The sequence below is a fragment of the Butyrivibrio sp. NC2002 genome, from assembly GCF_000702265.1.
Taxonomy (GTDB): Bacteria; Bacillota; Clostridia; order Lachnospirales; family Lachnospiraceae; genus Butyrivibrio.
Genome location: NZ_KL370880.1, coordinates 578,016 through 598,634, shown reverse-complemented (window position 1 = coordinate 598,634; position 20,619 = coordinate 578,016). Strand labels below are relative to the sequence as shown.

Sequence of the window (20,619 nt, the reverse complement as noted above, 5' to 3'; positions counted from 1 at the left end):
CTGGATGGCCAGCCGTGGTAACTAGAATAATCTCAGATAAGTAAATCGATTTGGTTATGCGCTTGTCATGTCTCACCACTATTTCACAAGGAAGTTCTGCTCTGTCCTCGTCCTTCCGGACTTGCCAATCGCAGACAGCTATCGCATGGACAGTGTTAGCCTTCTGACGTCGTCCCTTTGGTCCTAGTCAAAAGGACTACTGTTTCAACTGACCTGGTGAAAGGGAACATATCCACAGGAATGATACGTTCTGCCTTGTAACCATTTTTAGTTATTATCGCTAGATCATTTGCAAGCGAATCAGGGCTGCAGGAAATATAAACTATTCTGTCGGGGTTAAGTGTGAACATTGAATTCAGGAAAACCTCAGTAGATCCTGATCTTGGAGGATCCATAAATACAACGTCAGCTTTGTCCCCTGACTCAGCCATCTGTACCATGAATTTGCCGGCATCATTTTCATAAACTGTTATATTCTTTATTTCGTTAATTCTTGCATTTAATCTTGCATCCTTAACAGCATCTCTGTTAAGTTCAACTCCGATAACTTCACCTGCATGAGGGCTCGCAATTATACCTATCGTTCCCACGCCGCAATAGCAGTCAAGAACTGTTTCTTTTCCGGTAAGTCCTGCAAGCTCAACCGCTTTGGAATAAAGCTTTTCTGTCTGAACAGGATTGACCTGATAAAAAGATTTAGGTGAAATCTTAAACTTCATTCCGCAAACAGTATCATAAATAAATCCGGGACCATAGATTGTTTTTTCCTTATCTCCCAGGATCATACTTGTATGCTTGTCGTTTACATTTATGACAATTGTAGTGATCTCAGGATGCTCTTTAAGAAGAGCCTTTACAAAGTTATTCTTAGAAGGCAGGATCGGTGAAGTCAGGACCAGTACAACCATGATCTCCCCAGTGTTATGTCCTACTCTTATAAGTACATGCCTAAACAGACCGTAGCCGTTATCCTCGTCATAGGTCTTGATCTTAAATGATTTAAGCATTCCACGAATGGTTTTGATGATATCGTCAGCCTTCCTGTTTTCAAGGAAACACTCATCTACCGGAACAACCACATGTGAACCTTCTTTATATATACCGGATACAGGATTCCCTTTTCTATCATGCGTAAAAACAGCATGAACCTTGCATCTGTAGTGCCAAGGCTTCTCCATCTCGATGAAGTCTTCCACTTTTCCGTATTTTCCAACAAGCTCTTCGACCCTTTTCTTTTTTATAGCAAGCTGCTTCTTATAGGGTGTGTCTATCATCTGACAGGCACCGCATTTTTTAGAATAAGGGCATCTGCTCTTTGGAGTTTTGGTAGTATTATTAGCTTTGGTAGTTTTAGTATTTTTTGTATTATCTTTATTGTTGCTTTTAAATGGCTTCTTATACATTATCTTTCCTTCTTTTTTATTCCGTTCAATGTCTATGTTTTATGATGGCAGGACCTAACAGGAGCTATTCTGTATGCTTATAAAGCTTCAGCGAGTTCTCTGCCAAAAAAAGACCTCCGGAAACAAACTGCTCCGAAGGCCGACAACACTACTTTCTGGACTTATTTTTGTTCTTATTTTTTCTGTCGCTAAAGTCACGCAGCTTAATATCTTCAAGCCCTGAAACCAAATCCCTGGCTCTCTCTACATCTGCTCTGTTGATCCTTATTGTGCACAGGATCTTGCTGTTATCTCTTCCAAACAATTTCTGAAAAAATGACTGATTCTGCCAATCTATATAGTATGATATTCTGTTCGCAAGAAATCTCTCTTCAAGGATCTTCTTGCTTTCCTGTGAATATACTCTGCAAAACGATACTTCGTTATTAAAAACCTGATCTTCCTGAATAATTGATGACATAAAAAATATAACCTCATTTTGTTTTTTGGTGCTACGGCTCTATTGTACAAAAAACCGCGGAAATTGTAAACGCACCCTTTCTATTTTTCTATTGATACAATCTGTAAACATTCCGAAAAAGCGCATACTTTTACACATTCTTCATCATATTAATTATCTTTTCATTTGAAAAAAACATATACTTGGGATAAAAATTAATTAGAGATATTATGCAGACAGCATGGACGCTGTCTTTTCGGGAACAATGTTCCAAAGGTCAAAGGAGTGATATCTATGGGAATTAACGTAAATATGGATTATTCCACCTTATTTTCCAGTATGTCAGCACCATCCACATCTTCCGGGAATTATCTTGGTAATCTCTCCGGTATGTTGTCGGATTATTCTTCAATAAAAAATGGCAGTTATGGAAAGCTTGTATCAGCATATTATAAAAAAATAGACTCTGAAAACAGCTCAGCAACTTCTAAAACAAAGGAAGATAAAGCTGAAAGATCTGCTGCGAGCTCAAAGAGTAATGAGTCAAAAAAATACTCATCTATGGCGCAGACTGCGAAAGATGTTCAGTCCGATATAAGTAAGCTCACAGATTCATCAAGTAAATCCGTCTATGAAAAAGAATGGCAGGACATCAAGGGTGAAGATGGATCAACCCAAAAGGTATTCGACTACAATACAAGTAAAATAACCAGCGCCGTTTCGAGCTTTGTAAAAAATTACAACAGCCTTATTTCAGCTGCGTCAGATGCATCTGATACAACTACTTCCACCAGGGCATCATACATGCAGAAAATAACCAATTCGTTTAAGACAGAGCTGTCGGCAATCGGAATAAATGTTGGCGATAATGGCAAGCTTTCTCTTGATAAAGATAAAATGAAAGAAGCGGGTATGGAGTCTGTTAAAAATGTTATGGGTTCAAGAAGCGGCTATGGATATCAGATTTCATCGGCAGCTTCGCTTATAGAATCTTCCGCAACCCATGCAGCTTCGCAAAGTAAGACCTACTCTGCAAACGGAAGCTTTAATTCAGATATTTCATCTATTCTGGATTCTTTCGTATAAAAAAGAAAAAATGCGCCCTTGACGTACAATCATAGGTTGTATGCCAAGGGCGTTTTTATGTCATAAAATCCTTATATCATTCAGCTATTTCAGCCGCTTTGTCAGCATATTTTACTCTGTATATCCTGTGCAGGGATTCATTTATTCTATCCTCGCTGATCGTCCCATTCTGAACTGCTGTAAGAAGAGCTGTATAAGCCTCTGTAAAATCCGAAGGAATAAATATCATATCAGCTCCTGCATTTATTGCAGCTATTGCAGCATCACCTGCAGAATATTTCTCAGTTATATTACCGTCATTAAGTGAATCTGTAATTATTATACCGTTAAAGCCAAGTTGGTTCCTCAGCACATCCTGCATGATCACAGAACTCAGACACGAAGGAGTATCATCTCCCGTAACTCCCTGCGAAGGAGCTGTGCACACCATTATCATCGGCGCACCGGCGTCTATTCCTGCCTTGAACGGTTCAAGCCTTGAGGCAAGATCATCAATAGATGATCCATCATCAGACATCTGAGGGAAATACTGAAGGCATGCATTGACGCCAAAATTCTTAAGTCCTGAAACAGTCTGCCCGATCATCATAGAAGCAACCTGCGAATCTGTTCCAAAAGATGTTTCCCCTTCAGAGAGATTAGCGTTGATCCCCAGATTAGTATTAAAGCCGTATTTATTCATATAATCCGAAACAGTATTTGCGGTATTATATGCTTCATCAGCATTGCCAGTAGCTGCAAGTTCTGACGGACTCTGCGGCATTCCAAGTCCAAGTGCGTTGGCTATCTGACTGCTGCTTCCACCAACTTCACAGGTTCCAACGAAAAGTGGATACTTACTCATTTCTTTAGTAGAAGCGATCATCTCTGATAACTGTGCTTCATCCTTCATGTTTTTAGATGTATAAAACAATCCTCCGACAGGATAAGCCATCAGCGCATCCTGGGTTGCTGTTCCTGCCTTGATAACAGCTTCAACTCCCGTAAGCTGTTCCGGAGCTATAAAAAACAATCCGGCAACTTTATCCTCAAGCGGCATGGATGAAATGCAGGTATCCACGATACCATCAAGAACATCTGTCTCCTGAACTGCTACATCAACAGAAATATCCATAGGTGATGTAGCTGCCACATCCTCCGCTTCTACAGATGCTTCCTCAGTTGAAGCCAAAGCAGCAGCGGAATTTAAACTTATCAGAGCACTGCCTATTCCCCTTATCGCAAGTGCCCCTCCAAAAACAAGACATACAAACACAATTCCGGCCAGAACATAAGCGATTATCTGGCTTCTAATCCTTCGCTGCCTTCGAATCTCTCTTCTTTCATCGCGCTCAGTCTCGTATCCTGTATTCCTATTTTCCATACAACCTCCCGGCGGGCATCCCCTCATTTATGCCAACACCTTTCACTGGTTATATTTTACCACAGCAAAAACACTATTACTACCATTTATAGTCTAATCAAACACAAAATATTGTGTTTTTCTCCGGAATCTAAAAAATGAATCCATAGCGGAGCGTTTTTTTTGTTTAATTAGGAAATTCCTATTAAACAAAAAAACATAAGGGCGAATGCATCTTTTCATTGCACCCGCCCTTACGTCTGTTCAAATTGTGTTTCTTTGTCCAATGGACTTACCTCCAAATCTCAACGCATGTTCTTACATTAACCTTTGCATTCATATGCTTGTGGTGGTGAACTATAAAGCTACTATCTCGCCACATTGTCATGTACCTGAACTCGTTGTAGTGGATCATTCACTATTGTTGTGGTTACTAAACTAGCTCGGTGGACTGTACCTTCCTTTCCGAATTTTAATAAAAACGTTTGATTAAAAACTTAAGTTCCCTTTGGACCGTACCTGCCTTTCTTTCAGCCCCTGCTGAAGTATTTCCAAAACTTAAAACGTTCTTTGTTATGTTTGTAGTATATCTCTATGCATTTAATTTGTCAACACATTTCGCATATTTTCTTTTATTATTTTGATTATTTATCTTGACTTATTCGTTTTTCTGATAATTGTACATATTCGATATAATTTTTGCACAATTCAGAATTTCGATAAGAGCACTCCTTTTTTACAATTATTTTATAAAATATTCGAACCCCAAAAGCCGCTTATATACATATTTTTACTGTTTCAGATACCAAAAATTTCAAAATCCGATCGTTTTTGGTGAAATGATAAAAATAATGTAAATATTTTGTATTTCATTAGATTTTACGGAATAGTTGATAGATAATATTGGTATAAATAATGTTCACATTTAATTATTGTTTTAGCAAGAAAGGATAAGTATCATGAGTAGAATATCTGAAGTAACTGCACTGCAACAGCAACGTATAAAGGAAATGACAGACCGCTTCCAGACTGAACAGATTGCCGATTCAACAAAGACACAATTAATGCTGCAAAACATGACACAGACGCTTAATGATATATCAAGCACTCTTGCCCTTATTGCAGACAATGTTATGTCTAAATGATGTTTTTGACTTTATAAGGAAAAACACTCCGCTGCAAATATAGTTGCAACGGAGTGTTTGTCTGTAAATTCGCGACTTAAACCAAAGGATATTTTTTAGTAAGCTCGTCGATTATTACTCTGGCCTCGTCGTTCTTTTCACCTTTTCCCTTTATTACAATAGATATAGCTTCTGCTATTTTATCCATATCTTCTTCGTTCATGCCTCTTGTTGTAACTGCAGGTGTTCCAAGTCTGATGCCGCTTGTTACAAAAGGAGACTGTTTTTCATTGGGTATTGTGTTCTTATTGGCTGTAATGTGAGCATCATCAAGCCATGCCTCTACATCCTTACCTGTAAGATCAAAATTGGTAAGGTCGATCAGCATAAGATGGTTGTCTGTTCCGCCTGAAACAATCTGAACACCTCTCTTCATGAGACCTTCGCTCAAAGCCTTGGCATTTTTAACAATCTGTTTCTGATATTCTGTAAATTCAGGTGTAAGAGCTTCCTTGAAGCAGACAGCCTTGGCAGCTATTACATGCTCAAGAGGGCCGCCCTGGATTCCGGGAAATACTGCCTTATTGAATTTGAATTTATCCTGCGCAGCCTGATTCCAGAGGATAAGACCGCCTCTCGGTCCTCTTAATGTCTTATGAGTTGTTGTCGTAACAACATCAGCATAAGGGAACGGACTGGGATGAACACCTGCTGCAACAAGTCCGGCAATATGTGCAATATCAACCATAAGAACTGCACCACAGGCATCTGCTGCCTCTCTGAATTTGGCAAAATCTATTATTCTGCAGTAAGCAGAGGCACCGGCAATTATAAGCTTAGGTTTATGTTCGATGGCAAGCTTCTTGACTTCGTCGTAGTCGATAAAGCCATTGTCGTCAACACCGTATGAAACTACATTGTAGTATGTACCGGAAATATTAGCCGGGCTTCCGTGTGAAAGATGTCCACCCTGACTAAGGTTCATACCAAGAATTGTATCACCGGGTTTAAGAAGAGCAAACTGTACTGCAAGATTGGCCTGCGCACCTGAATGAGGCTGTACATTCGCATAATCGCATTTAAAGAGTTCCTTGGCACGTTCTATGGCAACATTCTCTACCTTATCAACAACCTGGCAGCCACCATAATAACGCTTTCCGGGAAGTCCTTCCGCATATTTGTTGGTAAGTGGACTACCCATGGCAGCCATAACTGCCTTACTAACCCAGTTTTCAGACGCTATCAGCTCAATGTGATTGTTCTGACGTTCAACTTCCTCCTCGATAAGACCTGCAATTTCAGGATCTACTTTTTTCACTTCGTCCAATGAATACATTACTGCTCTCCTCCGCCTAACCTTCGCCTTTTTTCAAACCAGTTTTCTTTGGCAAAATACTGGTTTTAATAATTTGACGTTTTAATGTGTTAAAGTGTCGTGATAGATAATAGCATATATTAAAATCCTCGTCAAAACATATTTCAAAATGCTATACTGTATCAGGTAGGATTTTGCTTCTTAAAAGAAGCAGGATTCATAAGTTTTGTGGGGTATATTATGTTTTATTGTATTGTTAATCCGGCATCCAAATCAGGTCACAGCAAAGAAATCTACAAATTATTTGAAAGTAAATGCAAAGAAAAAGGCATCCGTTATCAGGTTATTTTCACCAAGGGTCCGGGGCATGCCATGCATACTGTAAACAGGCTTACTTCAAAAGACGTACCTGATGACAAGAAGCCCTTCAACATTATAGTTATGGGCGGCGATGGCACATTAAACGAAGTCATATCGGGAATAGAAGATTTTGAAAATGTAAGGCTTGGAGTTATTCCGCTTGGATCAGGTAATGATTTTGTAAGAGACCTTGGATTTCAGAAAAAGACCGAAGATCTCATAGATACCATTCTTAAAGGCGAAGTTGTACGAAGGCTTGATATAGGAAATGTGCATTACAATAATATGACCAAAACCTTTTCAAGGCTCCATGACGAGCGCATATCCTCTGACAGAAAATTTGATGTCAGCTGCGGAATAGGCTTCGATGCTGCTGTTTGCGAGGAAGCCCTCTCTTCAGGTACCAAAAACTTCCTCAACAAGATCGGTCTGGGTAAACTGACTTACGGTTCGATAGCAGTAAGACAGATCATAAATTCAATAAAGACGGGCTGCGATATCGAAACAGACAACGGGCAAAGGATTCACTATGATCATCTTATATTTGCAGCAGCCATGATCCATCACTATGAGGGTGGTGGCTTTAATTTTGCTCCGGATGCAGTACTTGATGACGGTATGTTTGATCTGATCACCGGTGGTGATATGAGCTTATTCCAGATTTTCACCACTCTTCCGCTTGCATTTTTAGGAAAGCATTACGGCAAAAAAGGAATTCACCACATAAGGGCAAAAGAAATACGCATCAAAACAGAGATGCCTCTCTGGGTTCATACCGATGGTGAAGTGCTTCTTAAGTCAAACGATATAACGCTTACCTGTTTAAAACAGAAAATAGCACTTTTATCATGATAAATGCCTAATTTTTTATTGTTTTTTTATTATTTTTATGCACTTTTGATTTTGAAAAAATATATAGCCTGATATATAGTAAATTATGTTAGCATGAAATTTGGTTTTTAACGATATAAGGTATTATTTTGTATGAAAAAAACATTGGCAAAATATTTTGACAAACCTTGGACCAGAGACAGAATGCTTGATACTCTCAGGCTTCTTATTCCGGTTTTAGTATATGGCATAATTTATTTATCATGGTTTTTCCACTTGGAAAACACTAAGTCATTGCATTATACAGAGATACACACAGCGCTTGATGACAGCATTCCGTTCCTTGAGATATTTATTATTCCTTATCTTGGATGGTTTTTGTATTGCGCGGTATTCTTCTTTATGTTTCTTTTGATGTATGACCTGGAAGATTTCTTTAAGATGGAGGCATTCTTCTTTACAGGAATGACACTCTTTTTGATAATCTCAAGTGTATGGCCTAATATTCAGTATCTTAGACCTGCCGTTATGCCAAGAGATAACATATTTGCACACATGGTTGCTCATCTGTATCAGACTGATACACCTACAAACCTTTGGCCAAGCATTCATGTATACAACTCGATTGGAACACATATTGCAGTATCTAATTCAAACAGGTACAGCAAAAAAGTAAAACTGTTTTCATTCGTATTTTGTGTTTTAATCATTCTGTCAACAATGTTCATCAAACAGCACTCTGTTATCGATGTTCTCGGCGGAATACTATTTGCAATCATCATCAATCTGATCGTATACAAGAGCGAAATCATTGTACATGCTTATAACAGACATGTAGAACGCGTAAATGTACGTCTTTGATCTTGAATATTAAAATCCCCATTGCCAAACGGTAATGGGGATTTTTATTAGTTAAAGTTATATAATCTCTGAGCTATCTTGTAGCCTGTCAGGGTAATCTTTCTTCCGCCCTTTCCGGGAAGATAAATGAATACGCCTTCAATTCTGTATCTGAGCTTCATATAGAGAAGTAAGCTCTTGCTCTTTATATAATTCATGAGCTCTTTTCTCTTCTCGAGATTTTCTTTTGTTCCTGATGCTATCATGAGAATCGTGGAAATAGCAGTAATGATCTCAAGATAGTTAAACATATAGTGGTAACGTTTGTAATTTGATTTGATCATGCCGATATTCTCAACGTAGTAATCCACCATGAGCTTATTAACCTTAACCTGCTGATCAAGTCGTGAGATCATTATGTTCTGATTAACTGACTGGTCTGCTCTTCCGATGTAATAGTAGTAAAAATTAACATCCAGGTAGTACATTGTCTTAACAAACGGAAGCGGGTTAAATACATAGATATTATCTACATAAAAGGTATGCTCCGGAAGCTTTAATCCGCAGTCCTTAAGAAGCTTTGTGCGGAAGATGACTGAATGCATAAGAAGATAATGTCCGATTCTGATCCTCTTTACATCATCCCAGGTAAACACTTCCTCGATAGGGAACATTTTGTTATATCTCATTACCTTATGTCTGTGCTCGCCCTCTTTGTTATATACGAAGTTGCTGATAAGAAGGTCAAGCTTCTGACCATCTGCAACAAAATCAGAAAGTGTTGTAAGGATCTTTCTATATGCAATCTCCTTTACCCAGTCGTCACTGTCAACAACCTTAAAGTAAAGACCTGTAGCATTTTCAAGTCCTGTATTGACAGCTGAGCCATGTCCACCGTTAACCTTGTGAATAGCTTTAACTATCGTAGGATATTTTGCTGCATATTCATCTGCAATTTTAGCTGTATTATCTGTTGAACCATCATCTACAACCAGAATTTCAACATCTTCGCCGCCAACAAGAAGCGATTCTATGCATTTACTCATATAATCCTGTGAATTGTAGCAGGGTATAGCTATCGAAAGTAATTTCATCTTTTTTCATTTTCTCCAATCATTTTCTTAATCTTGTTACTTCAAACCTTTGCTTGGTTATAAGGCATTCCTTAAGTTCAACACATCGCAAGTCAGGATCATCTCCCGGAACTTCCGTATCGATGGCCATCGCCATAACATCGATCATTTCGTTGGTAATAATCGGCCTTAGCTGGTTTAATATTTCAAGTCTCTCCGAGCTTGAATCTGCATCAAGGAACTTCACTACAAGCGGGTTCATGCCAAACTCTTCTGCTTCCTCTTCTATAGTTCTTTGCATATAATTGGCATTTCCTTCTGAAGCGGTCTCCTCTTTTGCAGCTCCCTCATTTTCAAAAGAAAACTTCCTGTCAAATTCCAAAGCAGATTTTGATAGGACCTGATCTTTTGCAGGAGCATCTTCCTTTGCCAAAGCAGCGTCATCAGCCTTTGATACTTCAAACCTCTCAAATCTCATCTTTTGATCTGCATTAGGATATTTTACATGATCAACTTCAGACATAAACTCCTTAAGTGATCTGCAATAAACGGTAAAATCCCCATACAGTGCCTGATATACAACTATATCTTCACCTGTATCTGCATCTTTTGCAACTGTTATGATTTGATATTTACCGCCTTTAAAATGTCTGTATAATTCTTGTGGTGCCGGTCTTTTTAACATCAAATTCTCCTTTAAATACTTCTAAGATAAAATATTGTATTTCCAGTTAAAAACACATGACTTCTTCCGTTTTTCTGAAGAAAAAACAGAAATCTATACAACGAAAACCATTATATCATAAATTGACTATTTTTTCCGAGATGAAGCCTTTATAATGATCATCTCAACGCTGATAACATGGTCAAGTTTTCCGCTTTTTACAAGATAGTCACTCTCAAGGCACAGATCAAGTGACTGTTTGATATCATCAAAGCTGTAATTTCTGACAAGCTCAACATACTTTGATCCGACAAAAGGCAATAATCCCAGTGTCTTTGCGATAGATGAAGAATCAATCCTTTTTTCAACCATTTCCTTGGTCTGAAGCATGAGATTGAACTGTCTTGCGATAAGTGCAAGTATCATCTCAGGAGCAGTCTTGAGCGCCAGAAGGTCATAATAAATCTCTATCGCTTTCTGCTGATTCCTCTGCGTTATCGCATCTGTCATCTCGAATATTCTGCTGGTAAGCCAGTTTGCGCATACTGCATCTATATCATTTTCCGTTATCTCATCTCTTCCAAGACAGTAACTTACCAGTTTATCCATTTCATTGCTCATATTGGACATATCGGTTCCGACTCTGGTTATGAAGTATGCTATCGCTCTTGGTGATATTCTCTTATTCTCAGCTTTTATCTTGGAAGCAACCCATTTTGAGAGCATTTGCTCATCCGGGGTGTCGCAGCTTATAGCAAGTCCCTGCTTGGAAACGGCCTTGTATAGGGCATTTCTCTTATCAACATTTGATTCCACAAAAACGAACACTGTTGTCTCGGACTGGTTCTTAAGATAATCTGCAAGCTCAGGACATCCTTTTTTGAAAAAGCCGCTGTTTTCAATAACAATGACTCTTCTCTCAGCAAAAAAAGGAAGTGTCTCCGCCATATCTATAACCTCACCCGGGTTTATTGAATCGCCCTCATAGTGCTGCATATTCATGGCATCACCACTTCCAAGAAGCGCTTTTCTTAATTTATCTCTGTTCTGAATCCGTAAGTAAGCTTCTTCTCCGAAAATCAGATAACATGGTTTAAAATTGCCGGTAGCAATGTCTTCATTTATCTGTCTTTGCTTAGCAGGATAATCTGATGTTTTCTTAGCTGCCATAATCGACTGTCCCCTTGATATAATCGAATCACATGTTGTATATTATAGCATAGGAAAAGCGGGAAAGTATAAAGGAGAATATGAAAATAGTTGAGTCATAGGGCATCTGCATATTGTTATGTACCTATGGCATCTGATTGGAGGAGAAACAATGCTTAAACAGGTATCTATCTATGCTGAAAACAAAAAGGGTTGTTTTCAGAAAATCACCGGTATTTTAAAAGACAATAACATAAATATTCTCGGTTCAGTAACCAATGATACTGCTGAATACGGCATTATAAGAATGGTGGTATCTGATCCCGAGAAGAGTCTTGAAGTTTTAAAAGCAGCAGGTTTTATCTGCAAAACCACTTCTGTTCTGGCAATAGAATGTCCGGATGAAGTAGGAGCTTTCGATAAGATTCTCAAGGCACTTTACGATAGCAACATAAATGTAAATTATACATATCTTTCATTCAACAGAGATTCCGGCCTTCCTATTATGGTAATGCATACTGATGATGTTCATGCCGTAGAAAATATTCTGGTAAACAAAGGCTATAATTCCATCTCATAAATAATGCTTTTTTATATCATAAAAAAGCAAAACGCGGATTCCCCAATCCGCGTTTTTTGATACTTATATTAAATTTTCATACCCTAAAAAAATTTTGCCGACAAATACTATCACGCCTTAAATCCATCAATTCACGCGCCGCCATCAGTATTATTACTGTCTTTATCATCTTTTTCTACTGTCATTACCCCTCGGCCAGCTGCTAAAAGGCCAACGACAAATGTAAGAGATATCGCAAATTCAAGTCCAAGAATAAACCTGTCTGATTCTTTTCTTTGAACACCTAATACTTCTCCGTCATCTGATGTATCTTCATCTGAAGATGATTCAGCATTTTCTTCTGAAGTGTTTTCATCTTCGCTGACGGTAATTCCCTCATAAGTCGTCGACGCATATACAGGTAACACATTCCCGATATCATATGTAAGGAGTGCGCCAAGAAGCAATATCACTGCAACTAAACGTCTCATATATCCAGCAAAATCCTTTCCATATAAACTATCTGATTTTATTATACACAGCATTTACTAAAACGTGTTTACCAAACATGAACAGTTTTATTCAAAACTCGTACTTGACATTTGCGTTTTCGTCGTAATTGTACATTTTTTGCCCTTTTACTTACAAAAATTGCTTATTTGCATTGTTTTTCCATTTGTCGTCACTGTAATTGCACCGTTTTCTGCAGTTGTATATATACTACTGCCCGCATCACCTAGCCTTTTAAGCAGTTCCCTATGCGGATGATTGTACTTATTATTTACTCCGCAGCTTATTACAGCAATCTTCGGTTTTATCATGTTTAGGAATTCTTCATCTGTCGTATATCTGCTCCCATGATGTGCAACCTTAAGCAGTGTTATATTCTCGAATTCCTCCATGTCTTTCTTAATATAGCCTTTCAGGCTGCTTTGTCCTTCTTTTTCCACATCCCCTGTAAACAGAGCCTTAAAGCTTCTAAGTTTTACATACATAACGGTCGAGTAGGCATTAGGCTCATCTGTTTGCATGCCGGATACAGGTCCAAGGCACTTCATGTATAAATATCCGGAATTTATCTTATCTCCTCTTCCTATGTACGATATAGCAATATTAAGATTTTTTGCATACTCCTCAAGCTTTTTATAATTTTCTCCTTTTGACTCATCTGCTATATCCGGCAAGATTAGATTCTTAACCTGTATACTGCCCCTGTTTTTGCTCATATCTTCAAAAAGCTCTATTATGCCGCTTAAATGATCCTCATCCTCATGAGTCAGAATTACCGCATCCAGTTTCCCTATGCCCTCGTATGCCAAAAACGGAATAAGCTGATATTTTCCCAGATTCTTTTTGGATGTGCTTCCTCCATCTATAAGATAATTTGCATCCGGAGTTTCAAGAACGATTCCGTCACCCTGTCCCACATCTATAAAGGTTATTGTAAGGGGCTGTTTTATTCTTATGCATAAGATCACAAGCCCTGCAGCAATTGCGGCATATCTTAGATAGCCTGCTGCCTTTCTGAGTTTCTTTGGCTTTGTCTTTAGCCATTCGTGCACAGGCTTTATCCTGTATTCATTAAAAAATACAAATATAAAAAGACACAGTAGGTAAATAAATACCTGTATTTTCTCTGAGTGCCCGACATACCACGTGCTTCCGTAGATTTGCTCTCCGGCAAGGCAGCATAACATAAACCAGGAAAGGATGAAATGTACAATGACCGCAAAAACTTTTCCAAGGCCGATCACTAAGCACCCTGCAAAAGCTGTCGCAAGTCCAAACAATATAAGCAGCGACATAAGCGGAAGTACAAGAATATTAAGGATTGCGGATATGACAGGAAATGTATAGTAAAAGGAGGTATAGACCGGCAGATTTACAAGTGTTATTGCCGTCCCTGCAGAAAAAATCTTAAGTCTGCCTTCCCTTAGCCATTCGGGAAGGGCCGGGTGAACATAGCCTATACCTATTATTGCCCCAAATGACATGAGAAATCCGCTGTGAGATAAATATAGTGGCTGTTCTATAAGGATCAGTATCGCACATAATGCCATTGCAGATAGCATATCATAGGTTCGCCCTATTACATCAGCCAAAACCTTTGCCACAAACATAAAGATTGCCCTGTAAGCTGAGGTGCTCATCCCGCACATAACTCCATATGAATACATAATAAATATCGATAAAAGCGCAGAAAGAAAAGTATGTAGTGACATCCTCCTAAGAAGCTTGTACAGACCAAATCCGATGATCGAAATATGAAGTCCTGATACCGCGATAATGTGAATGATCCCATTTCGCTTATAGGAGTCCTTTATTTCATCGTCAAGGTTGTTCTTATCCCCAAGAAGAATAGCCTCCATTACACCTGCATCCTTTTCATCCATGCATTTTTCAAGGCTCTCCTCAAGTCCTGTCTTTATTTTGTACAGGGACTCTTTATATACGTCCGCACTTCCACGCACGTCCAGTATTCTTACATCAACTATTCTGTATGAAATTTTTAATATTCTGTAGTAGCTTTTACTGTCAAACTCTCCGGGATTTGTAGCGTTCTGAAAAGCCATGCACTTTCCGCGCACTTTTATAACTCTGCCGTAAGCCGGAACCTCCTGTCCCTCCATCAAATGCAGCATCAAAAGTCCCTCTTCCCCCGGGGCTTTCAGATATACAACATCAGTATCTTTTTTCTTTTCTTTACCTTCTACAAATCCTATTTTGGTAACTGATGCCTGATCAGGCACAGTAAGATGCTCCTCATAAGGCATAACTGCCATGAGAAGCCAGACAGACAAAGCTATGAGCATCATAAAGATGCATAGCGGTCTTTTCATAAATTATTCTTCTACTATATCAAGATTTCTTTCAAAAACTGTGTTCAATGACAACGTATCCATAAAGATCACATCTGTAGATCCGCCTACAGATATCTGAACTTTATTAACATCAGTTATCGCACAAAGAGTATTGACCAATGAATAAATAGCAGTTTCTGCTGTCACTGCGTAAGGCTGGACAAGGAAACTGTTATCAAAATCCACATAACATACACCGTCTCGTACAGAAACAGAATTGATCTTGGTCTGCGGATTAAGTGTAGGAAGAGCCGCATCGGTGTTGGGTCCCTTTAAAACCTGCTCAACAGCAAGTCGCTGCATAAGTATATTACTGTTGTATACCACATTTCTGTATACCGGGATCAGACTGTTTCCTTCCTCTGATGCAAAATATAAAACGAGCTCAACCTTTTCATAGGTATTTATTTCATTGCCGGCATTATAGACAAAGTTGTCAGCTGACATATTTCCTATGATGTTGCCGGTACTGTCCTTAAGAGGTGTCCCTGCGACCATGAAAGTTACATAGTCAACTCCCGGCACCTGGCTCAGGGTTCTTACAACAGCAGCTCTGTCCAGAATCTCCGTAACGGTGTCATTCTCATTGTATCTTGCATCGAAATTAAGAGTAAGGAGTCCTCCCTGCAGTACGTATGATGTAAGATTTACCGCACCATAAATAGGAGCCTCATACTCGAGTTTTTCCGGCATGGTCTCCATCTGTACTAAAAGCTCATCTACAACCGCTTCTGTATCATCCATATCTGACTGCACTTCATACTTCTGGGACAGTATTCCGGTTTCTTCGGAGTTCAGATAATAGACATCGATTATACTGTCATTATCCTCCGAGTCTTTTCCCGCACACCCATTTATAAGCACAAGTGCTACGACAAATACCGCTATGAAATTAGTAAATATAATCCTGTTTCCACTCATATTTTTATTCAAATGATTGCATATAGATCAGAGGAATCTTTACTGTAAATGTAGTTCCAACGTCTTCTTGACTCTCAACTTCTATTGTTCCGCGGTGCATCAAAATAGCACGATGTGTTATGGCAAGTCCAAGTCCTGTTCCGCCAATCTCTCGCGATCTGGACTTATCCACGCGATAGAATCTCTCATATATCTTATCTAAGCTATCCTCAGGTATTCCTATTCCTGAATCACTGATCTCACATGTAAAATACTGATGATCGGCATCAAGCTTAACTCTTACGTATCCGTCATCCTTATTGTATTTTACAGCATTCTCCACAAGATTCATCAGCGCAAGAGAGAGTTTTACTTCGTCTATTTCAGCTGTGATCTCTCTTGTAGTCTCAAGTGTAAGCTCTATATTATGCTTTCTTGCAATAGGTCTTAGTCTCTTTAGGATAACCTCCATCATAGCAACTATGTCGACAGATGAAATGTTTAGATCTACTGCTTTTTTGTCCATTTTAACAAGTTCAAGCAGATCGTTTATTATCTGATTTTCTCTGTCAACCTCAGCTCCGATGTCGATCATGAAGTCCTTGTACACTTCGTTTGGTACATTTTCCTCAGCGATAAGCGAATCTGCAAGCACCTTCATTGATGTAATAGGAGTCTTGAGCTCATGTGATACATTTGATACAAACTCCTGTCTTGATGCATCAAGAGCATTCATCTTGGCTAATAACTGATTAAACGCCTGAATAATATGCTCTGTCTCAAGATAATTCGACGCTTCTATAGGATCATTGGACAATCCCAATTTGATATTGCTGATCGAAGCTGTAATCTTATCGAATGGTCTAAGGAGTTTTCCCGACATCCACCACGCAAGAACAAGGATAAGTATTACTGCAATTATCTCTATTGTCACTGCTCTTCTGGTAAGGATATCCATGGTAGCAGAAATGTTATCTGTAGAAACACTGATGAGCACTACGCCTCTGACAACATCCTGTTTAACGTCCATAAATGGTGCAACGTCTCCGCTCTCATAGGTGAGAGATTCTGTGATAGGCGCTGTCATTTCAATATAGCCGTTATTCTTATCATAAGCGGCAGTAGTCCCGGTAGTACCCTTTTTCAGGCATCTTACAACCTCTTCGGAGATTATTATCTTACCATCGCTGATACCATATGTATCTTTTCTGATCCTGAGATTGTCATCGATAACCATAACACGGCCGTCATACAGATTGGCAAGAAGATCAAGCTCTGCATTTATGACCTCCGATGTGGTATCTGAGAAATAGCTATAATTGATAAGGTGGTTTGCCAGTATCATCAGTTGTGTTGAAACCTCCGACTCTCTGACACTTACCGCCCTGTCCTCATAGCTTTCAATGATTGCAAAATGAATTGCAAAACATGAGAGTATTCCTGTAAAAAAAACAAGAAGAAATATTCTGAACCTAAGACTTTTAAATGGATTCTGTATCATAACTTATCATGCCTGAAAATAGTATCCTGAGCCCCACTTTGTACGCACGTATCTGGGCTCTGAAGGGTTACTTTCGAGTTTCTCTCTAAGACGTCTTACGTGAACATCAACTGTTCTCTCATCTCCCGGGAAATCCTCACCCCATATTGCATGAAGGAGTTCGCTTCTGTTATATACCTTACCGGGTGTAGCAACAAGAAACTCCAGAACATCAAACTCACGGCTGGTAAGGTTGATCTCTCTGTCACCTACATATACTCTTCTGTACTCTTCGTTAACAACAAGTGAACCGAAAGTAAGAACGCTTACTTCCTTATCCTGTTTGGATGTACGTCTCATAATGGCTTTTATTCTTGCTTTTACTTCAAGGATGTTAAAAGGCTTTGTAATATAGTCATCTGCACCATAATCAAGTCCGAGAATCTTGTCCATATCATCGCCCTTGGCTGTGAGCATAACGATAGGCACCTGTGAAAATTCTCTTATCTGTTGACATACTTCAAATCCATCAATAACAGGAAGCATTACATCCAGAAGGATAATATCGTATGTATTCGCCTTAGCCAGATTAACGGCTTCCTCTCCGTCATAAGCGCAGTCAACTTTCATTCCGTCCTGCTCAAGACTGAATTTGATACCTTTTACAATTGTCCTCTCATCATCTACAACAAGAACCTTGTTAGCCATTTTAAAACACTCCACTTGATTATTATACTGTTATATAGTCTTTGATCCTGGCAAAAAACTTGTCTTTAATCCCCGTGACATTCATGATGTCTTCTATCGATGAAAACTTACCGTTCTCTTCTCTGTAGCTTATGATACTTGATGCTTTACTGGGTCCGATTCCGGGAATAGAGGTAAGTTCATCCTCTGTCGCAGTATTGATATTCACCTTAGTCCCTGCTGCATCATTACTTGAAGAATTATTGTCCGCAGTCTTATCAGTAGAACTGTTTTCTATAAAGTTGTCTTCCGCACTGCCCTTAGCATCACCCTCAAGTGCTGCTACTTCCTCTCGTGTTGGTATCCTGATCTTAACACCATCTTCAAGAATCTGCGCCTGATTCAGATATGAAGTATCGGCATCAGATGAAAAACCTCCTGCTGCCTTAACCGCATCCACAACCCTGCTTCCGGATCCAAGCTCGTAAACGCCTTCACACTCAACAGCCCCGCATACATAGATGACCATAGCTTGATCATCCTGCGCTTTTGTTTGCGTATCCGCTACGTCACTCTGCGCCTGTCCGCTCTCTTTTTTATCTTCATAAGCAGAGTCCTGATCTGATGCAATATCTGTCGCAGACTCATTTTTTGAAGATTGTTCCAAAAAAGCTCCTTCTTTGGAAATGGCATCATCCTGCGAACCGATATCTTCCTGCATATCTAGCACAATTTCGTTATTTTTTTTACTGCATCCGGTAAATAATAATACCGACATAAAAATTGTAATAAAACAAGTTTTAAATAAATATTTTTGCATGTTTCCTCCGAATAAACAGAGGTCCCCACCACGCATAAAATTAGGCTTTTAGCCCACTCATCATAATAGCTGAAAAATATTAAGCATGCAAGATGCCTGTAATATTTTCGTAACAATTACAAAAAAAAATGCCCCTTAGGCACTTTTTTTGTTTATTCTGTATCCGTTATGATCACAGTAGGATCTGCGAGGCGTTCTTCCTCAACTGCCTCGCCTCCTATCTGGAGTTTTACGGACTCTGATAATGACTTCAAAGTATCATTAACATTTGCACCATCCCAGATATTTGAAAAGGCGATTTCAAGCTGGACCCAGAAATTGCTGGTAGCGATCATCTTTGGAAGTGGAACGGAATTAGCATATACACTTACAAAAGAGTTAAGTGATTCATTGGCATAATTCACCTTGCTGTGAGCCAGCATCTTGCCGCTCATGTTATACATTGCATCAGTTCCCTCAGTAGCAAGAAAACATGCAAAATCATCTGCTTCCTGAGGATGCTCTGAATATCCGTTTACTACAAGGCAATCTGTAACAGACATAGTCCTTGTTGAATAAGTTGAATTAAGTCCCGGCATAACAGTTACGCCGTAATCAAACGAACAATTGCCCTCTGCCTTTGCCTGCTCGATCTTGGCCACAGCATCAGACATTGCAACGGTAAATACTGTTTTTCCATCTATGAAATCCTGTATTACCTTGTCATAGCTGACTTCGTCCTCATCGATAGCAAAAAACTGATTAAGCTGCTGATAAAAGCTCATGCAGTTTATAGTATTATCATTGTAAACATCTATCTGAGAGATATCATCTCCCGCAGCTCCGCCCATGTTCAGATAATTTCCGACAAAGAAATAATTACAGAATATGTCGGATACATCCCATTTAAATACAGACTCTACCGCTTCGGGAGCATTATAATCATCTGCAAAAACAAGAATATCTTCGATAGTATCAGGAAGCTCGGCATTTATAGCTGCATCAAGCTCTTCTTCGCTGATAGCGCTTTCTCCTGCAGCCTCATTAGGCTCAGAAGTAGTCTCCTCCTCTGCAACAACCTCTGTTCCCTCATCGGTATCTATATTCCCTGCGTCAATCTCAGCCTGTGCTTCTTCTCCTTCTTTTGCATCAATTTCTGCCTGAAGCGACTCCTTAACATAATCTGACAGATATGTTTTGTTATATAAAAGTGAGCTGGTCTCGAAATAATATGGATAAGCTATATATTTTCCTTTATATGAAACCGCATTAAGAGCAGCATCGCTGTAACCGTAGGTCTCATCACTAAGTACATCCTGCCTTGAAATCTCCGTTGCAAGTCCTGCAAGATAAGCTTTTTCCAGAGTATCATTTGTCGTTATGAAAACATCGGGAAAATCATCTCCTTCTACTGATGCTTTTCCTATATTTTCAAGATATTCAAGCGCTGATGCCAACTCTATCTCGACACGGGTATCATTAGCCATGTTGTTGTACTCAACAGCTTTTCCCGTAAGATAATCTGTAAGTGCTTCATCTGTGTACCACAGCTTCACAGTGGTCTTGCCACCTGCAGTAAAAATCGGTGCTTCATCCTGTATATTCTGCCCTGACATAGCATAAAAAATTGCTCCTCCTGCAGCCAAAAGCACACATGCAGCTCCTATGATTCGAAACTTAAGCTTCATATAAAATCCTTTTCTTATC

19 protein-coding genes are annotated in these 20,619 nt (G+C 39.2%); 5 read left to right on the top strand and 14 right to left on the bottom strand.

The features are described from left to right. Positions 1-155 precede the first annotated feature (155 nt). Positions 156-1,403 carry a 23S rRNA (uracil(1939)-C(5))-methyltransferase RlmD gene (gene rlmD, locus T543_RS09750; protein ID WP_035767895.1) on the bottom strand — a complete coding sequence of 416 codons (1,248 nt, stop codon included), beginning with the start codon at positions 1,401-1,403 and terminating at the stop codon, positions 156-158. Between the two features lie 148 nt (positions 1,404-1,551). Further along, a complete protein-coding gene (locus T543_RS09745; RefSeq protein WP_035767892.1) occupies positions 1,552-1,863 on the bottom strand; it encodes a hypothetical protein in 312 nt (103 codons plus the stop codon). A 273-nt stretch (positions 1,864-2,136) separates the two neighbouring features. On the opposite strand from T543_RS09745, the gene T543_RS09740 reads away from it, so the two are divergent. Continuing rightward, positions 2,137-2,928, top strand: a complete 792-nt coding sequence (locus tag T543_RS09740) for a hypothetical protein (RefSeq protein ID WP_035767891.1) — start codon at positions 2,137-2,139, stop codon at positions 2,926-2,928. Between the two features lie 76 nt (positions 2,929-3,004). Here the strand turns inward: T543_RS09740 and T543_RS09735 are convergent, their stop codons facing one another. After that, positions 3,005-4,291: a glycoside hydrolase family 3 N-terminal domain-containing protein gene (locus T543_RS09735; RefSeq protein ID WP_051638675.1), complete on the bottom strand. Its 1,287-nt coding sequence runs from the start codon at positions 4,289-4,291 to the stop codon at positions 3,005-3,007. A 938-nt stretch (positions 4,292-5,229) separates the two neighbouring features. Here T543_RS09735 and T543_RS09730 point away from each other — a divergent pair. Then, the gene (locus T543_RS09730; RefSeq protein WP_035767888.1) at positions 5,230-5,415 is read left to right on the top strand and encodes a hypothetical protein; all 186 of its coding nucleotides are present in this window, start codon (positions 5,230-5,232) and stop codon (positions 5,413-5,415) included. A 76-nt stretch (positions 5,416-5,491) separates the two neighbouring features. Here T543_RS09730 and glyA read toward each other — a convergent pair whose 3' ends face one another. Next, complete coding sequence (gene glyA / locus T543_RS09725; protein WP_035767887.1) at positions 5,492-6,730, bottom strand: serine hydroxymethyltransferase; 1,239 nt, start codon at positions 6,728-6,730, stop codon at positions 5,492-5,494. A gap of 219 nt (positions 6,731-6,949) precedes the next feature. Here glyA and T543_RS09720 point away from each other — a divergent pair, with 219 nt between their 5' ends. Together T543_RS09720 and T543_RS09715 are read left to right on the top strand one after the other, a co-directional pair. Beyond that, positions 6,950-7,921: a diacylglycerol/lipid kinase family protein gene (locus T543_RS09720; RefSeq protein ID WP_035767884.1), complete on the top strand. Its 972-nt coding sequence runs from the start codon at positions 6,950-6,952 to the stop codon at positions 7,919-7,921. Positions 7,922-8,053: 132 nt separating this feature from the next. After that, positions 8,054-8,761: a phosphatase PAP2 family protein gene (locus T543_RS09715; protein WP_242839498.1), complete on the top strand. Its 708-nt coding sequence runs from the start codon at positions 8,054-8,056 to the stop codon at positions 8,759-8,761. A gap of 47 nt (positions 8,762-8,808) precedes the next feature. On the opposite strand, the gene T543_RS09710 is transcribed toward T543_RS09715, so the two are convergent. The 3 genes from T543_RS09710 to holA form a co-directional block, all read right to left on the bottom strand. Further along, positions 8,809-9,834, bottom strand: coding sequence for a glycosyltransferase family 2 protein (locus T543_RS09710; protein WP_035767883.1), 1,026 nt, complete (start codon positions 9,832-9,834; stop codon positions 8,809-8,811). Positions 9,835-9,853: 19 nt separating this feature from the next. Beyond that, positions 9,854-10,498 (bottom strand): DUF1653 domain-containing protein, encoded by a 645-nt coding sequence (locus tag T543_RS09705; protein ID WP_035767880.1) that lies wholly within the window; start codon positions 10,496-10,498, stop codon positions 9,854-9,856. A gap of 126 nt (positions 10,499-10,624) precedes the next feature. Then, on the bottom strand, positions 10,625-11,647 hold the full coding sequence (gene holA, locus T543_RS09700) for a DNA polymerase III subunit delta (protein WP_051638674.1): 1,023 nt from the start codon (positions 11,645-11,647) through the stop codon (positions 10,625-10,627). Positions 11,648-11,798: 151 nt separating this feature from the next. Between holA and T543_RS09695 the strand changes: the two genes are divergently transcribed. Then, positions 11,799-12,206 carry an amino acid-binding protein gene (locus tag T543_RS09695; protein ID WP_035767877.1) on the top strand — a complete coding sequence of 136 codons (408 nt, stop codon included), beginning with the start codon at positions 11,799-11,801 and terminating at the stop codon, positions 12,204-12,206. A 131-nt stretch (positions 12,207-12,337) separates the two neighbouring features. Here the strand turns inward: T543_RS09695 and T543_RS09690 are convergent, their stop codons facing one another. From T543_RS09690 to T543_RS09660, 7 genes are all read right to left on the bottom strand, one after another. After that, complete coding sequence (locus tag T543_RS09690; RefSeq protein ID WP_155843221.1) at positions 12,338-12,676, bottom strand: hypothetical protein; 339 nt, start codon at positions 12,674-12,676, stop codon at positions 12,338-12,340. 147 nt (positions 12,677-12,823) lie between these two features. Beyond that, positions 12,824-15,025: a DNA internalization-related competence protein ComEC/Rec2 gene (locus tag T543_RS09685; protein ID WP_035767873.1), complete on the bottom strand. Its 2,202-nt coding sequence runs from the start codon at positions 15,023-15,025 to the stop codon at positions 12,824-12,826. A 3-nt stretch (positions 15,026-15,028) separates the two neighbouring features. Next, the gene (locus T543_RS09680; protein WP_035767870.1) at positions 15,029-15,967 is read right to left on the bottom strand and encodes a GerMN domain-containing protein; all 939 of its coding nucleotides are present in this window, start codon (positions 15,965-15,967) and stop codon (positions 15,029-15,031) included. 4 nt (positions 15,968-15,971) lie between these two features. After that, entirely contained in the window at positions 15,972-17,447 is a 1,476-nt protein-coding gene (locus T543_RS09675) for a sensor histidine kinase (RefSeq protein WP_035767868.1), read from the bottom strand. Between the two features lie 6 nt (positions 17,448-17,453). Next, positions 17,454-18,134 (bottom strand): response regulator transcription factor, encoded by a 681-nt coding sequence (locus tag T543_RS09670; protein WP_035767866.1) that lies wholly within the window; start codon positions 18,132-18,134, stop codon positions 17,454-17,456. Positions 18,135-18,156: 22 nt separating this feature from the next. Beyond that, the gene (locus tag T543_RS09665) at positions 18,157-18,933 is read right to left on the bottom strand and encodes a helix-hairpin-helix domain-containing protein (protein WP_051638673.1); all 777 of its coding nucleotides are present in this window, start codon (positions 18,931-18,933) and stop codon (positions 18,157-18,159) included. A gap of 152 nt (positions 18,934-19,085) precedes the next feature. Further along, a complete protein-coding gene (locus T543_RS09660) occupies positions 19,086-20,600 on the bottom strand; it encodes a sugar ABC transporter substrate-binding protein (RefSeq protein ID WP_035767863.1) in 1,515 nt (504 codons plus the stop codon). Between the last annotated feature and the right edge of the window lie 19 nt (positions 20,601-20,619).

Excerpts from the sequence above, each read along its gene's own strand:
- T543_RS09695 (WP_035767877.1), top strand. The coding sequence starts at position 11,799 with ATGCTTAAACAGGTATCTATCTATGCTGAAAACAAAAAGGGTTGTTTT.
- T543_RS09710 (WP_035767883.1), bottom strand. The coding sequence starts at position 9,834 with ATGAAATTACTTTCGATAGCTATACCCTGCTACAATTCACAGGATTAT.
- T543_RS09680 (WP_035767870.1), bottom strand. The coding sequence starts at position 15,967 with ATGAGTGGAAACAGGATTATATTTACTAATTTCATAGCGGTATTTGTC.
- T543_RS09720 (WP_035767884.1), top strand. The coding sequence starts at position 6,950 with ATGTTTTATTGTATTGTTAATCCGGCATCCAAATCAGGTCACAGCAAA.
- T543_RS09740 (WP_035767891.1), top strand. The coding sequence starts at position 2,137 with ATGGGAATTAACGTAAATATGGATTATTCCACCTTATTTTCCAGTATG.
- holA (WP_051638674.1), bottom strand. The coding sequence starts at position 11,647 with ATGGCAGCTAAGAAAACATCAGATTATCCTGCTAAGCAAAGACAGATA.
- T543_RS09660 (WP_035767863.1), bottom strand. The coding sequence starts at position 20,600 with ATGAAGCTTAAGTTTCGAATCATAGGAGCTGCATGTGTGCTTTTGGCT.
- T543_RS09745 (WP_035767892.1), bottom strand. The coding sequence starts at position 1,863 with ATGTCATCAATTATTCAGGAAGATCAGGTTTTTAATAACGAAGTATCG.
- T543_RS09675 (WP_035767868.1), bottom strand. The coding sequence starts at position 17,447 with ATGATACAGAATCCATTTAAAAGTCTTAGGTTCAGAATATTTCTTCTT.
- T543_RS09715 (WP_242839498.1), top strand. The coding sequence starts at position 8,054 with ATGAAAAAAACATTGGCAAAATATTTTGACAAACCTTGGACCAGAGAC.
- T543_RS09735 (WP_051638675.1), bottom strand. The coding sequence starts at position 4,291 with ATGGAAAATAGGAATACAGGATACGAGACTGAGCGCGATGAAAGAAGA.
- T543_RS09665 (WP_051638673.1), bottom strand. The coding sequence starts at position 18,933 with ATGCAAAAATATTTATTTAAAACTTGTTTTATTACAATTTTTATGTCG.
- glyA (WP_035767887.1), bottom strand. The coding sequence starts at position 6,730 with ATGTATTCATTGGACGAAGTGAAAAAAGTAGATCCTGAAATTGCAGGT.
- T543_RS09705 (WP_035767880.1), bottom strand. The coding sequence starts at position 10,498 with ATGTTAAAAAGACCGGCACCACAAGAATTATACAGACATTTTAAAGGC.
- T543_RS09730 (WP_035767888.1), top strand. The coding sequence starts at position 5,230 with ATGAGTAGAATATCTGAAGTAACTGCACTGCAACAGCAACGTATAAAG.
- T543_RS09670 (WP_035767866.1), bottom strand. The coding sequence starts at position 18,134 with ATGGCTAACAAGGTTCTTGTTGTAGATGATGAGAGGACAATTGTAAAA.
- rlmD (WP_035767895.1), bottom strand. The coding sequence starts at position 1,403 with ATGTATAAGAAGCCATTTAAAAGCAACAATAAAGATAATACAAAAAAT.
- T543_RS09690 (WP_155843221.1), bottom strand. The coding sequence starts at position 12,676 with ATGAGACGTTTAGTTGCAGTGATATTGCTTCTTGGCGCACTCCTTACA.
- T543_RS09685 (WP_035767873.1), bottom strand. The coding sequence starts at position 15,025 with ATGAAAAGACCGCTATGCATCTTTATGATGCTCATAGCTTTGTCTGTC.